This is a genomic window from Leifsonia xyli (assembly GCA_001647635.1).
Classification (GTDB): Bacteria; Actinomycetota; Actinomycetes; order Actinomycetales; family Microbacteriaceae; genus Leifsonia; species Leifsonia xyli_A.
This window is the reverse complement of the sequence record CP014761.1, coordinates 2,852,745-2,869,104: the sequence shown is the minus strand read 5'-3', so window position 1 is coordinate 2,869,104 and position 16,360 is coordinate 2,852,745. Positions and strand designations below refer to the sequence as shown.

General features: G+C 70.4%; 11 protein-coding genes and 3 pseudogenes. 8 read left to right on the top strand and 6 right to left on the bottom strand.

Annotated features, from left to right (window positions below):
- Positions 1 to 4 precede the first annotated feature (4 nt).
- Positions 5 to 1,626, bottom strand: a pseudogene (locus A0130_14150) (amidohydrolase).
- Positions 1,623 to 2,987, bottom strand: a complete 1,365-nt coding sequence (locus A0130_14145; protein ANF32653.1) for a nitrate reductase — start codon at positions 2,985 to 2,987, stop codon at positions 1,623 to 1,625. The pseudogene A0130_14150 and the gene A0130_14145 overlap by 4 nt, the downstream one beginning before the upstream one ends.
- Positions 2,988 to 3,137: 150 nt before the next feature.
- Between A0130_14145 and A0130_14140 the strand changes: the two genes are divergently transcribed.
- The 5 genes and pseudogenes from A0130_14140 (at position 3,138) to A0130_14120 (ending at position 7,670) form a co-directional block, all read left to right on the top strand.
- A complete protein-coding gene (locus tag A0130_14140; GenBank protein ANF32652.1) occupies positions 3,138 to 3,758 on the top strand; it encodes a TetR family transcriptional regulator in 621 nt (206 codons plus the stop codon).
- Between the two features lie 79 nt (positions 3,759 to 3,837).
- Positions 3,838 to 4,530, top strand: a complete 693-nt coding sequence (locus A0130_14135; GenBank protein ANF32651.1) for a TetR family transcriptional regulator — start codon at positions 3,838 to 3,840, stop codon at positions 4,528 to 4,530.
- Positions 4,527 to 5,453 carry an alpha/beta hydrolase gene (locus A0130_14130; protein ANF32650.1) on the top strand — a complete coding sequence of 309 codons (927 nt, stop codon included), beginning with the start codon at positions 4,527 to 4,529 and terminating at the stop codon, positions 5,451 to 5,453. The genes A0130_14135 and A0130_14130 overlap by 4 nt, the downstream gene beginning before the upstream one ends.
- 14 nt (positions 5,454 to 5,467) lie before the next feature.
- Positions 5,468 to 5,671 carry a cold-shock protein gene (locus A0130_14125; GenBank protein ANF32649.1) on the top strand — a complete coding sequence of 68 codons (204 nt, stop codon included), beginning with the start codon at positions 5,468 to 5,470 and terminating at the stop codon, positions 5,669 to 5,671.
- Positions 5,672 to 5,763: 92 nt separating this feature from the next.
- Positions 5,764 to 7,670 (top strand): annotated as a pseudogene (locus A0130_14120) (potassium transporter Kup).
- Between the two features lie 3 nt (positions 7,671 to 7,673).
- Here the strand turns inward: A0130_14120 and A0130_14115 are convergent.
- Positions 7,674 to 7,997: a hypothetical protein gene (locus A0130_14115; GenBank protein ANF32648.1), complete on the bottom strand. Its 324-nt coding sequence runs from the start codon at positions 7,995 to 7,997 to the stop codon at positions 7,674 to 7,676.
- Between the two features lie 131 nt (positions 7,998 to 8,128).
- Complete coding sequence (locus tag A0130_14110; protein ANF32647.1) at positions 8,129 to 9,490, bottom strand: putrescine oxidase; 1,362 nt, start codon at positions 9,488 to 9,490, stop codon at positions 8,129 to 8,131.
- Positions 9,491 to 9,730: 240 nt separating this feature from the next.
- Here A0130_14110 and A0130_14105 point away from each other — a divergent pair, with 240 nt between their 5' ends.
- Complete coding sequence (locus A0130_14105) at positions 9,731 to 11,047, top strand: Putrescine importer PuuP (GenBank protein ID ANF33463.1); 1,317 nt, start codon at positions 9,731 to 9,733, stop codon at positions 11,045 to 11,047.
- 3 nt (positions 11,048 to 11,050) lie between these two features.
- Here A0130_14105 and A0130_14100 read toward each other — a convergent pair whose 3' ends face one another.
- Entirely contained in the window at positions 11,051 to 11,764 is a 714-nt protein-coding gene (locus tag A0130_14100; protein ANF32646.1) for a hypothetical protein, read from the bottom strand.
- 19 nt (positions 11,765 to 11,783) lie between these two features.
- A complete protein-coding gene (locus A0130_14095; GenBank protein ID ANF32645.1) occupies positions 11,784 to 12,971 on the bottom strand; it encodes a hypothetical protein in 1,188 nt (395 codons plus the stop codon).
- 211 nt (positions 12,972 to 13,182) lie between these two features.
- On the opposite strand from A0130_14095, the pseudogene A0130_14090 reads away from it, so the two are divergent.
- A pseudogene (locus A0130_14090) lies at positions 13,183 to 15,779 on the top strand (hypothetical protein).
- A 68-nt stretch (positions 15,780 to 15,847) separates the two neighbouring features.
- A complete protein-coding gene (locus A0130_14085; protein ID ANF33462.1) occupies positions 15,848 to 16,360 on the top strand; it encodes a GNAT family N-acetyltransferase in 513 nt (170 codons plus the stop codon).

The window sequence follows — 16,360 nt, the reverse complement described above, 5'->3', positions numbered from 1 at the left end:
TGTCTCAGCCGCGGTAGGTCGTCCGGCCCGCGACGATCGTCTCGACGACCTTCGCCCGCAGCAGCTGCGACGGCTGCCCTGCGAACACGTCCGCGTCGAGCACCGCCACGTCGGCTGCGAAGCCCGGCGCGATCCGTCCCCGCCAGTCCCCGTCGCCCACCGAGGCCGCCGCATCCCGGGTCGCATGCCCGATGGCGCGGTCGAGCGGCAGGGCGAACCAGGGCTGCACCGCGGGCACCGAGGGGTCGAGCGCGGAGGCGCGGGTGGACGCGACGTACATGTTCGCGAGGGCGTGGTGCGGCGCCGTCGGCGAGTCGGTGGAGAAGGCGAGCAGCGCTCCCGCGTCCTCGTATTCGGGCCACGGGAACGCGCGCTCCACCCGGTCGTCGCCGAGCATCGCGACCCAGTTGTCGAAGATCGCGGGATCGGAATGGACCGGCTGCATGGACGCGGTGACGCCCAGGCGCGCCATCCGCTCGGCCGTGCCCGGCGCGGCGTACTCCAGGTGCTCGATGCGGTGGCGGCGGGGGCGGTCGCCGTTCTCGGCGACGGCGTGCTCGATCGCGTCGAGCGCGAGCTGGCTGGCGTAGTCGCCGATCGCGTGCATGGCGACCTGCAGGCCCGCGGCATCGGCCGCGGCGACCACGGGGCGGAGCCGCTCGAGCGGCCAGATCGGATCGGCGTTCGTGCCGTTCGCGTACGGCTGGCGCATCGCCGCGGTGCAGGCGTCGATCACGCCGTCCAGGATGAGCTTGACGCCGACCACCCGCAGCCACCGGCTCGACGGCTGCGCAGCGCGGCGCACGGCCTCGGCCACCTGGGCGAGGTTCGCCTCGTCGTCGCCCGTGTTCGTGATCAGCCAGTGCGCGGCCACGCGGATCGGCAGCTCTCCCCGCGGCGCTCCTGCGCCCGCTCGAGGGCCGCCAGCCCGTACTCGTCGAACGCCATGTCGACCGCACCGGTGACGCCGGTCGCCGCATAGGCCGCGAGCGTGCGCTCGATGTCCGCATCCCGGTCCGCGTCGGTCGTCGCCTCGTCGCGCTGCGCCCACGCGTATTGGGTCGCGGCGGTCTCCAGCAGGAGCCCGGTCGGCTCGCCGTCGGCGTCCTTCACGATCTCGCCGCCGATCGGGTCCGGGGTGTCGCGGGTGATGCCGAGCTCGGCCAGCGCCGCCGTGTTGACCCAGCAGGAGTGGTAGTCGTTCGCATCCAGATACACCGGGATGTCCGCGACCGCGTCGTCGATCATGGCTGCGGTCGGCGCTCCTCCCGGAACCGCGTCGAACAGCCACCCGCGACCCCGCAGCACCGTCGCCGACGGATCGTCCGCGCGCGCCTCCCGCAGCATCCGCTGGATGTCGGGGAGGCTGCGCGCGTCCGTCAGGTACACCTGCCCGAGAGCCGCGCCCATCATCAGCAGGTGCGTGTGGGCGTCCGTGAACCCGGGCAGCACGAGCCGGCCCTCGAGGTCGACGACGTGATCGGCGGCGGGCGACGGGTCGCCCTCACGGCCGACCCAGACGATCCGGTCGCCCGAGACGGCGAACGCGGTGGCCCACGCGCGCTCGGGATCGGCGTCGGCGGTGAAGACGCGGCCGCCGCGATACAGGGTGATGGGGTCGGTCACAGCCGTCCCTCCTTCCCGAGCCGGGTGCGGCTCAGCAGTGCGTAGACGAGGGCGGCGACGATCATCCCGACCGGCACCGAGAGGTCGACGTGACCGAGCGCCTGGCCGATGGCGCCGGTCCAGACGTCGGTCGACAGGCAGAGCGCGGTCGCCAGGCCGCCGACCACCAGGGCCGAGATGCCCGGGATGCTCCACCCGCCGGTGTACCAGAACCGGCCGCCGCGGCGGTCGTCGAACAGGTCGGCGCCGTCGTAGACGTACTTGCGGCGCAGCACGTCGACGACGTAGATCGCCATGGCCGGCCCCGAGACGATGACGAGGAACTGCAGGAGCAGGTTCGCCGCCTCCAGCAGGCTCGACGACAGCACGAGGTAGATCGTGAGCGCGGTGCCCACCAGTCCGACGATGATCGCGGCCGGGATGCGCTTCAGCCGCAGGCCGATCGCCTGCAGCGACATGCTCGACGAGTACGCCGTCATCGCGTTCAGCGCGATCGTGTTGACGATCACGCCGATCACCAGCAGGGGTCCGACCCACCCGGGCAGCAGGTCGAACAGCGCCACGTCGATCCCGGCGTCGAACGCGCTCGCCTTCAGCCCGGTGGCGAGCAGCACGCCCATGGCCGTGAAGACGATGAACGGCACGGCTCCGCCGAGAGCCGTGGCGGCCGTGATGTGCGACGGCTTGGCCGATCGTGGCAGGTACCGGGCGATGTCCGGGCTGTTGATGAACGACAGCGGCGTCGAGGCGAGGATGGTGAAGCCGACCGTGATCGCCGACCACAGCGGCACGCCGCCCAGGGGCTCCGGCGCACGGTAGCCCCAGTCGACAGTGGGCAGGATGAACGCCGACACGAGAAGGAAGATCGCGAACAGCACGATCGCCATGACCGGGTAGATGCGCAGGATGAGGCCGTGCCCGAAGATCGCGACCGCGATGGTGACCGCCGAGACGACCACGGTGACGCCGATCGGCACCCACACCGGGTCGTCGAGGCCGATGCGCCGCAGCAGGTCGGCGCCCATGAAGCTCGACGCCAGCCAGGTCAGCGACAGGAACACCGCGCCGATGAACCAGCCGACGAAGGCCACGAAGAGCTTGTTGCCGACGATCCCGTACATCGCCCGCGTCACGACCGACCCGGAGGTGCCCGCGGCGGGCCCGCTTCCCGCGATCAGGCCGGGGAAGATCCACAGCAGCGACGCGGCGAGGATCACCAGCAACGCCTGCCAGATCTCGAGCCCGAGCAGGATCAGCGTGGCGCCGATGGTGAAGTTCAGGATGCTCACGCCGGGTGCCGCCCAGACGAAGAACAGATCGCGCGCGCGGCCGTGACGCTCGCTGTCGCCGATGACCTCGATCCCCGGGTCTCGGGCTGAGTGGAGGCATCCACGAAGCGTTCAGTGCCGGTCCGGGTTTCGGACATGGGTTCCTCTCCTGCCAGCAGCTCCATCGCTGTTGGTCATATGCCCAATAGGTTGTTGGTCGCTTATTCAATAGCATGGGGTCCCATGGAGTCAAGAGCGCCTTCACCCCGGATCCGCAAGCAGCCGGAGGAGCGCCGGGAGGAGATCCTCTCGGCCGCCGCATCCATCGCGCTCGACGAGGGCCTCGAGCGGATCACGCTGCGAGCGGTGGCGACCCGGCTCGGCGTGCGGCCCGGCCTGATCTCGCACTACTTCCCCGCCGCGGAAGACCTCGTCGACGAGGCCTTCGCGCGTGCAGCGACCATCGAGCGCGAGCGGTTCTTCCCGACCGAGGGCACCCCGGTCGAGCGGCTGTCGCACTTCATCGGCCACATCGAGACCGGCGCCTCGCTGCCGCTCGCCCGCCTGTGGCTGAACGCGCGCCACCTCTCCCGCTTCACCCCATCGCTGGACGCGACCCTCACCGAGCAGGACCAGCTCGACCGCGCGCGCCTGCGCGCCATCATCGAGGACGGCATCCGCTCCGGCGACTTCGCCGACGTGGATGCGGAGGCCGCGAGCATCCGCATCCTGATGGCCGTCGACGGCGGCGGCTCGTACGTCAACAGCACGGGCGACCTCACCCACCCCGCGCACGTGCGCTTCGTCTCCGACGTCGCCGAGTGGACGCTCGGCCTCGCGCCCGGGGCCCTCGCCCAGATCTAGTGGTCGCAACACGCCGTTACGGCCCACCCCGTAACAGCGTGTTGCGACCTATGGACGGAATGGTGTTACGATACGGAACGTGTCGTATTCACAGAGGAACGCCGGGCGGCCTCGGGACGCGGAGCGCGAGGCGGCGATCCTGGAGGTCGTCAACGCTCTGCTCACCGAGCGCGGCTACGACGGCGTGACGTTCGAGGAGGTGGCCCGGCGTGCCGGCGCCTCCAAGCCGACGCTGTACCGCCGCTGGAAGACCAAGCGGGACATGGTGGTCGCGGCGCTCAAGGCCGGCCCGGCCCGGCGCGAAGGTCCGGACGAGATCGACACCGGCTCGCTGCGCGGCGACCTGCTCGCCCTCTGCACCCGGCTCGTGACGACCATGCAGTCGACCGACGGGCACACCGCCCTCGCTCTGCTGCAGGCGGGCTTCGAGGATCCGGAGCTGGGCGACGCCATCGAGCGCAGCATCGGGCCGACCGGCGGACGGCTCCCCGCCTCCGTGATCGCCGCCGCAGTCGCACGCGGCGAGCTGCCGGAGGGCGCCGACCCGTTCCCCTTCGAGGAGATCACCGGCAGCGTCCTGCTGCTCCGCCGGCTCAACGGCCTGGAGATCAGCCGCGGGTACCTGCAGGCGCTGGTCGACACCCTCCTGATCCCCGCCCTCCGGGCCACTGCCGGTCGTGCGGGCGCTCTCCCCCTCGGCATCTTCTCGGGGCATCCCGCCCCCGCCGACCCCACCGACCCCGACCCCGCACCGGAAGGACTCCCCCGATGACCACAATCGACGACTTCGACTACCGCATCATCCCCGGCAGCGGCGGCGTGCCCCTCAACGTCGCCTTCGGCGGCCACGGCCCCGCGGTCGTGCTGCTGCACGGCTTCCCGCAGACCCACGTGATGTGGCGCGAGGTGGCCCGGCGGCTCGCCGACGAGCACACCGTGATCGTGCCCGACCTCCGCGGCTACGGCGAGAGCGGGAAGCCCGAGGAGGACGGCCCCGACACCTACTCCAAGCGCACCATGGGCGACGACGTCGTGGCGGTCACGGCCGCGCTCGGCCACGACCGCTTCGGGCTCGTCGGCCACGACCGCGGCGCCCTCGTCGGCGTGCGCGCCGCCCTCGACCACCCCGACGCCGTGCAGTACCTCGGCATCCTCGACGTGCTCCCGACGCTCGACACCTGGGGCGTGCTCCACGGTGCCGACGCGAAGGTCGCCTGGCATCTCTACCTCATGGCCCAGCCGAAGGGCCTGCCCGAACGGATGATCGCGGCGGTCGCCGAGGACTTCTTCGCCTCGTTCCTCGACGCGTGGGACTCGGACGGCAACACCTTCACGCCCGAACTGCGCCGCCACTACATCGAGAGCTCGGTCGCCGCCGTCCCGTCGATCGTCGCCGACTTCCGCGCCAGCTCCGGCGTCGACCTCGAGCTCGACCGGGCCGACCGGGACGCCGGACGCAAGCTGGAGATGCCGCTCGGCGTCCTCTCGCAGGACTGGGGAGCCCAGCTCGGCTTCGACCCCACGGCCATCTGGGGCGCCTGGTCCGACGACCTCACCTACCAGCCGACGACCGCCGGGCACTACATGGCGGAGGAGACGCCCGATGACGTCGCGCAGTTCATCCGGGCGCTCTCGGCGCGTGCGCGTGTACGATGGGACCGTCCGGCGCCTGAAAAAGTTTCGCATCGGGCGTGAAAGGAAGAAAAACGATGGCACAAGGTACCGTCAAGTGGTTCAACTCGGAGAAGGGCTACGGCTTCATCGCCCCGGATGACGGCAGCGCCGACGTCTTCGCCCACTACAGCGAGATCGCTTCGCAGGGTTTCCGTAACCTCGAAGAGAACCAGAAGGTCGAGTACGACCTGGCCCAGGGCCCCAAGGGTCCGCAGGCTGCGAACATCCGCCCCCTCTGACAGCCCGCCCACGGCGACACCGGCGTACGGTGTCGCTCGTGGGTGATCTGCGTATACACGGGGCGAAAGCCCCGACGGGAGCCGGCAGCGGGATGAACCGCGCCGGTGGTCCCGGCCGGAAGCTGATGCTCGGCGCCGCTCTGGCGGCGCTGGGTGTCGTCTTCGGCGACATCGGCACGAGTCCGCTCTACGCGCTCAAGACCGTCTTCCTGCTCGACGGCGGGCGGTGCGTCCCAATCAGGACGACGTGTACGGCGTGATATCGCTGATGTTCTGGAGCATCACGATCATCGTGTCAATCAAGTACGTCACGATCCTGATGCGCGCGGACAACGACGGCGAGGGCGGCGTCATGGCGCTGGCCGCGCTCGCGAAGCGCCTCTACGCCGGCAAGGCGTCGAAGGCCGGGATGCTCCTGGTCGTCGGCATCGTCGGCGTCTCGCTGTTCTACGGCGACTCGATCATCACCCCCGCCATCAGCGTCCTCTCCGCCGTCGAAGGTCTGCACGTCACCCTCCCGGCGATCTCGACCATGGTCATCCCGATCGCCGCGGTCATCCTCGTGGTGCTGTTCGCGGTGCAGCGGTTCGGGACGGCGAAGGTGGGCGTGCTCTTCGGCCCCGTCATGGTGCTGTGGTTCACCGTGCTGGCCGTCGCCGGGCTCGCGCAGGTCATCCCGCATCCGTCGGTCCTCGTCGGGCTGTCGCCGACCTACGCGATCGTGTTCATCGTCGCGCATCCGGCCATCTCGTTCATCGCGCTCGGCGCGGTCGTGCTGGTCATCACCGGCGCCGAGGCGCTCTACGCCGACATGGGCCACTTCGGGCGCTCGCCGATCCGCCGGGCCTGGTTCTTCCTGGTGTTCCCGGCGCTGACGCTCAACTACCTCGGGCAGGCGTCGCTCATCCTGCACGACCCGGCGGCGAGGGCGAATCCGTTCTTCCTGCTGATCCCGGAGTGGGGCCGCCTCCCCGTCGTGATCCTGGCGACCGCGGCGACCGTGATCGCCAGCCAGGCCGTGATCTCGGGGGCGTTCTCGCTGTCACGGCAGGCGGTGCAGCTCGGGCTGCTGCCGCCGCTCACCATCCGGCAGACCTCGAAGCACGAGGGCGGGCAGATCTACCTGCCGGCGGTCAACCTCCTGCTGTTCATCGGCGTCATGGCCGTGATGCTCGCCTTCGGGTCATCCGATCGGCTGTCGACCGCCTACGGCATCTCGGTGACCGGCGCGCTGGTCGTGGACACGGTCCTGCTGCTCATCGTCGCCCGGCCGCTGTGGCACTGGGCGCCGTGGAAGATCATCCTGGCCGCGGTCGCGTTCGGCGGCCTCGAGCTGGCCTTCCTCGCGGGCAACCTCTCGAAGATCGTCAACGGCGGCTGGGTGCCCCTCCTCATCGCGGCCACGGTCATCCTCATCATGACGACCTGGCGTCGCGGCCGGCAGCTGGTGCAGGAGGACCGTAAGCGCAAGGAGGGGTCGCTGGTCGAGTTCATCGAGGAGATCCGCGACCAGAACCTGCCGCGCGTGCCCGGGATCGCCATCTTCCCGCACCCGAACAAGGACACTACCCCCCTGGCGCTGCGGGCCAACGTCAAGCACAACCACATCCTCCACGAGCACGTCATCATCGTCTCGATCGCGACGGCGCAGGTGCCGCACGTGCCGCCGGCCGACGCCTTCGACTACGACGACCTCGGCTACGTGGACGACGGGATCGAGCACCTCAGCATCCGCTTCGGCTTCTCGGACGAGCCCGACATCCCGCGGGCCCTCCGCCAGGCCTGCCGGCTGGGCGTGCTCCCGCTCGACGCGGGCGACTTCATGTCGGCGTCGTACTTCATCTCCCGCGGCGCGATCCGCACCACCCGGGCGCACGGGATGGTGCGCTGGCGCCGATCGCTGTTCGTCGGCCTGGCGCACAACGCGGCGGACCCCGCTGCGCGGTTCAACCTGCCTCCGCTGCGCACGGTGACGATGGGCAGCGACGTCGAGATCTGATTGCTACCAGCCGTGCGCGTTGAACCAGGCGCGGCGGTGGGCGATCTCGTCGTCGGCCTCGTCGGGGTCGGTCGTGTCGTGCTCCACCAGGCGCCCGTCGGCCAGCGGGATGAAGTGCTGACAGTGCGGGCACGCCGCGCGCCCGTCGGGCCAGCCGTCGTCGAGGGCGACGGCCGGTTCGGCAGGCTCGCCCGAGCCGGGGCAGCGGGCGGGATCGGCTCCCGCGTCCGACCACATCGCGCCCTGGTAGCGGTGCAGGCCGGGATGGCCCGGCGGCCTGGTGCACGGGCGCCCGCCGCGGCGGCTGGGACAGTAGCGAGGCTCCATGCCCCGATTCTCCGCTACGCCCGTGATAACGCAGGAGAAAGCGCTTCGGATCTCCGACGGGAAGCGGTGGGGCAGGAGATTCGGACGCGATCGCGCCGAATCTCCTGCATTATGCGACGACGGACGGCCCGCTACGCGGGCAGCAGCGCCCCGATGATCGCGGCGGCGGTCTCGCGGCCGACACGGATCGCGCCATCGACGTGCTGGTAGCCCTTGCCCGCCATGTCGCTGCAGGAGAAGTGGATGGGGCCGACCGGCGTGCGCAGGTCGGCGCCGTAGCGCGCCAGGCCGCCCATGTCGAAGCTCGCGGCGTAGGCGCCGCGCGTCCACTCCTCGCTGCCCCAGTCGCTCTCGTAGTAGACGACCGGGTTCAGCGCGTGCTCGCCGTAGTAGTGCGACAGCGACTCGAGGATGCGGGCCTTGCGCTCCTCCGGGGTCAGCCGGAACACGTCGTCGGCCGCCTCATCGGAGACGAAGCCGACCAGTGTGCCGCGCGGGTCGCCGTCGTAGCTGTTGTCGTACGCCTCGTGGACGAGCTCGTACGGGCTGAACGCGGTGCCGCTGTAGCCGAGGTCGCGCCAGAACGGCGTCTCGTAGACCGCGTGCACCTTGATGACGAAGCCCATCGACAGGTGCTGGTGCAGCTGCTGCTGGCGGCGCGGCAGCGGCGGGTCGTACGAGATGCGGCTGATGAGGACCGGCGGAACGGCCAGGATCGCGAATCGTGCGCGCACCTCCACGCCGTCGGCGATGGCGGTGACGCCGGTCTCGTCCCAGCGAAGGGTCCGCACCGGCGCGTTCAGGTGCACGTCGTCGCCGAGGCGCTCGGCGAGGAGCAGCGGGACCTGCTGGAGGCCGCCCTTGACGCGCTTGTCGAGGATGAAGTCCGCATCCACCAGGTTCGAGAAGCTCCCGGCGCTGGCCGCCATGAGCAGCGCCTGCAGCGCGGAGAACGCGTGGGCCGGCTTGGTGAGCATGGCGCCGGCGATGAACATGCCGATGTTGCGCCGCGCCTCCTCGTCGTCCGTCTGCGTCTCCAACCAGCGGCGGAACGAGATCTCGTCGAGCTCCTTGGCGCGGGGATGCGCCCACGGACGGTCCGGGTCGATCTCGGCGACGAGGGCGTCCAGCCGGTCGATCAGTCCGACGATCTCCTTCTCGGTGGCCGGGGCGACCGGGAAGATCTCGCCCTCGAAGGTGCGGCGCTCGCCGTTCTCGCCCAGATAGATGTTGATGCCCTCGCGGTAGCGCGAGTACGTCTCGAGCCCGAGCTCTTCGAGCGTGCCGATCAGCGCGTCCTGGTCGGGCGACACCCACTGGCCGCCGATCTCGAGGGTCGCGCCGTCGATGTCGTCGGTCCACAGCCGGCCGCCTACGCGGTCGCGCGCCTCGAGCACGGCGACCGTGAGTCCTGCCTTGACGAGTTCGGTGGCGGCGGTGAGGCCGGAGGCTCCGGCGCCGATGATGACGACGTCCCGTTCGATGGTGGTCATGCCGGGCACATTAGCGGAATCGGCAGTGAAAATCCATTTTGGCGACTGAATCGATAGCGATTTGTCGCTTTTACCCCTGTTATCCTCCGCTCTCGATTCGGATTTCGTAGCGGACGGGTTTACGATGGCCCGACCCCGAACAAGAGCGAAGGAGCTCGCGTGTCCACCACTGCATCCGCACCCGCGAAACTGCGGCGATCCCTCGGCCTCTGGGCGATCGTCGGACTCGGCCTCGGCTACATGACGCCCATGACCGTGTTCGACACCTTCGGCATCGTCACCGGCGAGACGAACGGCGTCGTGCCGTCCGCCTACCTCTTCGCGCTCGTGGCGATGGTGTTCACCGCGATCAGCTACGGACGGATGACGCGGGTCTTCCCCTCTGCGGGGTCGGCGTACACGTACGCGTCGGAGACCATCCACCCGAACGTCGGCTTCCTCGTCGGCTGGTCGTCACTGCTCGACTACCTGCTGCTGCCGCTGGTGAACGCGCTCATCGTGCGGCTGTACCTGGAGTCGTTCTTCCCGCAGGTTCCGGGGTGGATCTGGGTGGTCGGCTACGTCGCGGTGATCACGGCGATGAACCTGTTCAGCATGTCGTCGACGTCGCGGGTGAACGGCATCCTGGTCGTGTTCCAGATCGTGCTGATCGCCGTGTTCGTGGCTCTGACCTGGACGGCGCTGAGCGGGGGCGCGGGCAACGGCACCGCCTTCAGTCTCGCGCCGCTGTTCCACTCCGGGGTGCACCTGGCCGCGGTGATCGGCGGGGCGACGGTGGTGTGCTTCTCGTTCATCGGCTTCGACGCCATCACGATGTACACCGAGGAGGCGAAGGACACCAAGACGGTCCCACGGGCGATCGTTCTCGCGCTGATGATCGGCGGCGCCATCTTCGTCGTCGCCGCCTGGTTCGCCCAGTCGCGCTTCCCCACGATGGCGGGCTTCCACTTCACTGACGACACCCTGCCCGAGATCGCCATGAAGACCGGCGGGATGCTGTTCCAGATCCTCTTCGTCTCGGCCGCCGTCGCCGCAGCGGTCGCGTCCAGCCTGGCCTCGCACGCGAGCGTCTCGCGCATGATCTATGTCATGGCGCGCAACGGCAGCGGCCGTGTCTCGCGGACCCTCTCGTACATCCACCCGCGCTTCCGCACGCCGGCGACCGCCGTGCTGCTGGTCGGAGCGGTGTCGCTGCTTGCGGCAGCGTTCACGCTCGAGTTCGTCTCGTCGATGATCAACTTCGGAGCGCTCATCGCCTTCACCGTCGTCAACGCGACGGTCATCATCCACTTCGCGCTGCGCCGGAAGGAGTTCCGCGGCGGAAGGAACATCGTCCGCAACATCGTGCTGCCGGGGATCGGCATGCTGCTCACCGGCGTTCTGTGGGCGAACCTGCACCTCGACGCCCTCACCTACGGCCTGGTGTGGCTGACGATCGGCATCATCACGCTGCTGGTCGTGACGCGGGCGTTCCGCAAGCCGCTGCGGGTGAAGCTGGACGAGGACGGGGACGCCGCGATCATCACGCGCGAGGGGGCGCCGTCAGAGGTGCGCTGACGATCAGCCGTTCGCCGCGGCGGGCGCGGGCTCGCCGCGGCCCTCGTGCGCGGCGAGATGCCCCAAGACGGCGGCCGCACCGCTGATCACGGCGGCGAGGCCGAGCGGCACCGCGATGTGGACGCGCAGCAGCGCTGCTCCGACCAGCGCGCCCAGGGCGATCAGCGCGACCGCGGCCGCACGCCGCCGCCACGGCTGGCCCGTCCCGCCGGCCAGCCGGGAGTCGGCGGCCAGGCCGGTGATGGTCGACGTCACGACGACCGTCGTCACATCCTTCACGGCGAGGTGGCGCGCCACCGCCGCCTGGAAACCCATGGTCGCCGCGAGCAGCGTCGTGATGGCGAGCTCCCACGGCTTGGGCGGCACGCCACCGGTGAGGAGGAGGGTCGCCGTCAGCACGGCGAGCGCCACGGCCGTCGCGGTGAACGACCAGCTCGTCCGCGTGTTCCACCCCGTCGACTCCCGGCGCAGCGTCCGCCCGCCGATCACGGCGCCGGCCATGAACGCGAACAGCGCGATCAGCGGCCCCACCCACGGCAGCCCCTCGGCGCCGACCAGCGCCATGCCGAGGATGACCACGTTGCCCGTCATGTTGCCCGCGAACACCTTGTCGAGGCCGAGGTAGCCGACCGCGTCGACGATCCCGGTCGAGAAGGTGAGGGCGAGCATCAGGACGAGGGTGAGGTCCTGCTGGCGGGCGGTGGCGGTGGAGGTCATGCCTCCAGGTTCGCACGCGTCAGCGCCGGCAGGTGCCCGATCCCGCGTCCGAGTAGTTCAGCGCCGAGGCCGGGAACCCGGCGCCCTGCAGCGCGGGAGCGTACGAGTACGCATACCCGTTCGGCTTCAGCGTGAACTTCATCGTGCCGTAGCCCTGGTCGTAGCCGGTGACCACGTTCGGGTTCGCGAAGGTGCCGTCGGCGTTCTTCGCGAGGGTGTCGAGCGCCTCGCCCCCGGTGCCGATGATGAACTCCGGGATGCCGTTCTTCGCGTCCGGGACGCCGTTCGGGTCGAGCGGCTTGAGTCGCGCGTACGCGTGCTCGTGGCCGTTGAGGACGAGGGTGGCGTGGTTCGCGTACAGCAGCTTCCACCAGGCGTCGGCGACCTGTCCCTCCTGGCCGCCGGCTCCGGGCGCGGACGCCGGGAGCGTGGCGGTGGACGCGGTGGTCGCGCTGAACGTCGGCTGGTGCCAGTAGGCGAGCGTGCACTGCTGCTGGTTGCTCTTCAGGTCCTGGGCCAGCCAGCGGGTCTCCTGCGCGAGCAGGCCCTGGTCGGTGGTGGAGCAGTCGTTGCCGAAGGCCGGGGAGTTGCACTCGACGTTCAACGAGATGATGTGCCAGTTGCCGAGGTCGTAGGAGTACCAGCCCTGGTTCGCCGCCGTGTCGTCGCCGGCCTGGCCCGCGGTGTTCGGCGTGCCGGACTGGTCGTGGCCGTTGAAGTAGGCGAAGTAGCCGGCACCGTTCTGGCCGGCCTCATTGTCGCCCTTCTTCGTGTAGGCGTAGTACTCGTGGTTGCCCGGCGCCGGGTGCTCCAGGAACTTCAGTCCGCCCCACGCCTGCTCGAACGAGCCCTCGAAGTCGCTTAGCTTCCCGACCTCGTACTGCTCGTCGCCGAGGAGGGCCACCGCATCCGGCTTCATGGCGTCCGCCTGCTTCGCCGTCGCGAACTCGGCGTCGTAGCCGCCGAGGCTCGGGCTGCCGCACTTCAACGAGGACGGGGTGGCGGCGTTGTCCGGGTCGTCCGGCTCGCACGCGATGTCGCCGACCGCCGCCAGGGTGAAGTCCTTGGCGTCGGGCCCGTGGGCCTTGCTCTGGTACGGCCAGTCGCCTCCGATGCCGGGCGCGGCCACGGCGGCCGCCGTTCCCAGGATCGAGGCCGCGACGACGGCGGCGGCGATCAGCGAGAGCCTGCGGGTTCGAGTGCGCATCCGATCCTCCTCGTTCGGGGGTGGAACGACCACCCCGCGACAGGCTGGAAGCGCACGGCGACGGCCCGGTGAACCGCGCACGACGTCACGGTGAACGGCTCCTGCGAGCCCTCTCAGGTCCGGCGTTCGCCGGCCGTTCACCTCCGTGTCGCCGGCCGTACCGCACACGTCATTACGTTCGATTTCTATGCGACTTCTCAGAACCCGAGCCGTGGCGGTCCTCGCCGCCACCGCGACCGCCGGCACCCTGGCGTTCGCCCTCCCGACGGCCGCCCAGGCCGCCGGGACCCCCGACGTGCGCATCACCGAGTGGATGTACGGACCCGGCACCACCGGCGGCGAGTTCGTCGAGTTCACCAACCTCGGATCGACCCCGGTCGACCTCACCGGCTGGTCGTTCGACGACGACAGCGAGACGCCGGGGACGGTGCCGCTCGACAGCCTCGGGACGCTGGCGCCCGGCGAGTCGGCGATCATCACCGAGTCGACGGATGCCGCGTTCCGGGCCGAGTGGAGGCTCGGGTCGCAGGTGAAGATCCTCCCCGGCAACACGACGGGACTGGGGCGCGCGGACGAGATCAACCTGTTCGACGGACCGGACGCGGTCGCGAACCTCGTCGACCGGCTCACCTACAACGACCAGGGCACCGGCGCCGCCAAGGGGCCACGCACCCAGAGGAAGTCGGGCATCCCGATCACCGCGACCGCCCTCGGGGCGAACGACGCGTCACAGTGGCAGCTGTCCGCCGCGGGTGACGCCGAGCAGTCGTGGACGTCCGTCTCCGGCGACATCGGGTCGCCCGGGACCAGCCGGTTCGCTCCGGCTCCCGCGTGGAAGAGCATCCACATCAACGAGGTGTCGTCCGACAACACCGCGACGCCGGTCCAGGATGCGGTCGAGCTGTTCAACAGCAGCGCGTCGGATGTCGACATCACCGGGTGGCTGCAGGTCGACAGCAGCGCCTCCGCCCCGCGGCGTTCTCCGCGACGCTGGCCGACGGGACACCGACGACGGTCGTCCCGGCCCACGGCTACGTCTACTTCTCGTCCACGAAGGGACTCGGCAGCGGCGGCGACGGGGTGCGGCTGTACCTCCCGGACGGCACCACCCTGGTCGACTCCGTCGACTACACGGCGGGCGAAGCCGGCACGGACGAGACCAACGGCTTCGGCGCGGGCGCGTACGCCCGCTGCCCCGACGGCACCGGCGCCTTCGCCTCGGTCGCGGCGAAGAGCTTCGGCGCGTCCAACGCAGCGGCCTGCCAGGACGTCCTCACCAACCCGGCCGACGGCAATGCCGGCGGTGGTCAGACGCTGACCTGCCAGCCGGAGGCGCCGTCCGGCACCGGGACGCTCTCCGCCGGCGCGCAGACTCCGGTCGCGTGGCCGGGCAGCGGCACGGTCGCGGTGGCCGATGGCCTGTGCGCGTGGGAGACCACGACCGGCCCCGAGGGCCGCGACGTCAGCGGCCTGGTCTTCGACCCGAAGAACCCGAGCGTGCTCTACAGCGTCAAGAACAAAAGCTGGGTGTTCCGCATGGTCAAGCAGGGCGGCGTGTGGGTCTCCGACACGGCGAACGGCTGGGGCGCCGGCAAGCAGATCTTCTTCCCGGGCAGCACCGATACCGCGACGAACCAGCCGGACTCCGAAGGCCTGACGGTCGGCCCGGACGGAGCGCTCTACGTCACGACCGAGCGCAACAACGCGTCCAACACGAACCCGCTCAACTCCATCCTGCGCATCGACCCCACCTCGTCGGCGACACCGCTGGTCGCCACCGACCAGTGGAACCTGACGGCGGAGTTCCCGGAGTTGCACGCGGGCAACAAGACGGAGGCCAACCTCGGCTTCGAGGGCGTCACCTTCGTGCCGGACTCCTACCTGACCGGGAACGGCTTCGTGGACCAGTCCACCGGGAAGACCTACAAGCCGGCGGACTACCCGTTGCACGGCACCGGACTGTACTTCGCGGCGCTCGAGAACGACGGCAAGCTGTACGCATACGCGCTCAACAGCGACCACAGCTTCCACCGCGTCGCCGTGGTCGACACGAAGATGGGCCACGTCATGGACGTGCAGTTCGACGCGGACACCCAGCGTATCTGGGCGCTCTGCGACAACACCTGCGGCGTCGCCTCCACAGTGCTGAAGGTGGACGGCGTCGGCGCGATCGTGCCGCAGGTCGTCTACGGCAAGCCGGCCGGCCTGCCGGTGAACAACCTCGAGGGCTTCGCGCTCGCGCCGAGCTCGACCTGCGCGGGCGGGACCAGGGAGGTGCTGTGGTCGGATGACGGCGTCTACGGCGCCGGCCCCGGCAGCGCGACCGAGGGCCACGCCCTCTACAGCGGACGGATCTCGTGCGACCTGCAGCTGGGCGCGCAGGGCGTCTCCGACCCGGGCACCCCGGCGGCGGCCCTCAGCCTGTCGCTCGGCTCGGCGCAGGTCGGCGACCGGATCACGGCCACCGGCAGCCACTTCACCCCTGGCACGCAGGTGTCGTTCGTGTTCAACTCGACCCCCGTGGCGCTGGGCACGGCGACGGTGGCGCCCGACGGCACGCTGACCTTCTCGTTCTCGGTGCCGAGCGTGCCGGCCGGAGCGCACACGGTCACGGCCTCCGTCGGCGGCACGGTCGTCGCGTCGGCCGCGATCACCGTGACGGCTGCGGCGGCGACCGCCGCGGGCGACCCAGGCGCGCTCGCGTCGACCGGTTCGACCGCCCCGCTCGCGCCGATCGGCATCGCCCTCGCGCTGCTCGTCGGCGGTGGCGCCCTGTTCGCCGTTCGTCGCCGGATGCGCGCCGAATAACGGCACGCGTCGGAGGGGGTCGGGGAATGCCCCGGCCCCCTCCGCGCTTGTCCGTTACGGTGAACACGATGAACGGCATCCGGATCAGGGCAGCGGCCGACGACGAGTACGCGGCGATCGGCGCACTCACGCACGCCGCCTACACGCACGACTACGACGACCTCCCGGCGAACTACCGCGAGGAGCTGCAGCACCCCGAGGCGCTGACCCGCGAGTTCGAGTTCTTCGTCGCCGAGGACGCCTCCACCGGCGAACTGGTCGGCACCGTGGCGCTGCTGCGCCCGGATTTCGACATGCACGGCGAGATCGCACCGGGGGAGCTGTACTTCCGCCTCCTGGCCACGAGCCCGACGGCCCGCGGTCGTGGCGTCGGCATCGCGCTCACCGAGTTCGCCATCGAACAGGCGCACGCGCGCGGGGCTCGCGCGGTCGTCCTCAACAGCGGACCGGACATGCTCGGCGCGCACGCCCTCTACCGCAAGCTGGGCTTCAGCCGCCGCGGCGAACGCGAGCGCGTCATCGAGCTGCCGGACGGCCGGCGCCTCGAACTGCTCACCTTCGTGCTCGACCTGGCCGCGTAG

Coding starts and splice junctions, on each gene's coding strand:
- A0130_14140 (ANF32652.1), top strand. CDS start 3,138: ATGGAGTCAAGAGCGCCTTCACCCCGGATCCGCAAGCAGCCGGAGGAG.
- A0130_14130 (ANF32650.1), top strand. CDS start 4,527: ATGACCACAATCGACGACTTCGACTACCGCATCATCCCCGGCAGCGGC.
- A0130_14125 (ANF32649.1), top strand. CDS start 5,468: ATGGCACAAGGTACCGTCAAGTGGTTCAACTCGGAGAAGGGCTACGGC.
- A0130_14115 (ANF32648.1), bottom strand. CDS start 7,997: ATGGAGCCTCGCTACTGTCCCAGCCGCCGCGGCGGGCGCCCGTGCACC.
- A0130_14110 (ANF32647.1), bottom strand. CDS start 9,490: ATGACCACCATCGAACGGGACGTCGTCATCATCGGCGCCGGAGCCTCC.
- A0130_14105 (ANF33463.1), top strand. CDS start 9,731: ATGACGCCCATGACCGTGTTCGACACCTTCGGCATCGTCACCGGCGAG.
- A0130_14100 (ANF32646.1), bottom strand. CDS start 11,764: ATGACCTCCACCGCCACCGCCCGCCAGCAGGACCTCACCCTCGTCCTG.
- A0130_14095 (ANF32645.1), bottom strand. CDS start 12,971: ATGCGCACTCGAACCCGCAGGCTCTCGCTGATCGCCGCCGCCGTCGTC.
- A0130_14085 (ANF33462.1), top strand. CDS start 15,848: ATGAACGGCATCCGGATCAGGGCAGCGGCCGACGACGAGTACGCGGCG.